Source organism: Suttonella ornithocola (assembly GCF_001889065.1).
Classification (GTDB): Bacteria; Pseudomonadota; Gammaproteobacteria; order Cardiobacteriales; family Cardiobacteriaceae; genus Suttonella_A; species Suttonella_A ornithocola.
Window position 1 is genome coordinate 1 of the sequence record NZ_LWHB01000235.1, and the last position, 941, is coordinate 941.

The following is a 941-nucleotide window of genomic DNA, read 5'->3' on the forward strand; positions in this document are numbered from 1 at the left end:
AGAGCAATGCGATTGGTAGCCATTATCAATGGAGAATTGTTTGCCTTACGCTTATATGATGGTTCTATTAACAGCGATATTTTCTCTCATTGGGTGAGAGAAGCACTGTTACCTGAGTTACCTAAAAACAGTGTAATTGTCATGGACAATGCCGCTTTTCATAAACGCAGTGATATTCAAGCAATCATTGAAGAGCATGGGCATGAGATAGTTTGGTTACCCCCTTATAGTGCGATCAGCTAAAAAACAAAACATCCTATAGCCCTTATCTAGCCATTCTGGCGGTAGATAACGTTCTGTTTTTTAGCTGATTTGACTATATAGTCCAGACTTAAATCCCATTGAAAAGATGTGGGCTTGGATTAAGCAAATCCGCAAAGAATGGAGGATGGATTGTATTGATACTTTATTCTTTTATCTGCTTTGGGTTGAGTTTTAGATGATTGCACTATAGGTGAAACACTGATGAATCATCAATTTCCCGCCGTAGAAATTACTTTCAGTACCGCAGCAACTGAGCAAAGTATTGCCTTATTGCGCAAACAATTCCCAAAAATGACTATTGCCGCTGGCACAGTACTCACCTCCGAACAAGCGCAACAAGCACATGATACCGGTGCTGATTTTGTGATTAGCCCGGACTTTAACCCTAAAGTAGTGGAATATTGCTTACAGTAGCAAATTACCATTATTCCGGGCGTTAATAATCAATGTCTATCGAAGCAGCGCTTTCTTATGGCTTATAGTAAAATCACTTAGAATCCAATCTATCCAAAGCAGATATAAAGAACAACTTGTAGTAGAATTATTGGTAGTTGTTTGAAAAGTATGCTAAACATACTCTTACAAAAAATACTTCTTTTAATATATTGATATTTAAATATTTAACTGCGATTAGATTAGATAATATTCCAGCATACTTTTCAAACCACTACCGAATT

Annotated in this window: 2 protein-coding genes; both read left to right on the plus strand. The window is 36.9% G+C overall.

Annotation, left to right across the window (positions count from 1 at the left end):
• Window positions 1-243, plus strand: a 243-nt coding sequence (locus tag A5N85_RS15350; protein WP_211268231.1) for a transposase, incomplete at its 5' end; no start/stop codon positions are given.
• Between the two features lie 207 nt (window positions 244-450).
• A complete protein-coding gene (locus A5N85_RS13345) occupies window positions 451-678 on the plus strand; it encodes a beta/alpha barrel domain-containing protein (RefSeq protein WP_281268179.1) in 228 nt (75 codons plus the stop codon).
• The last annotated feature ends 263 nt before the right edge of the window (window positions 679-941 follow it).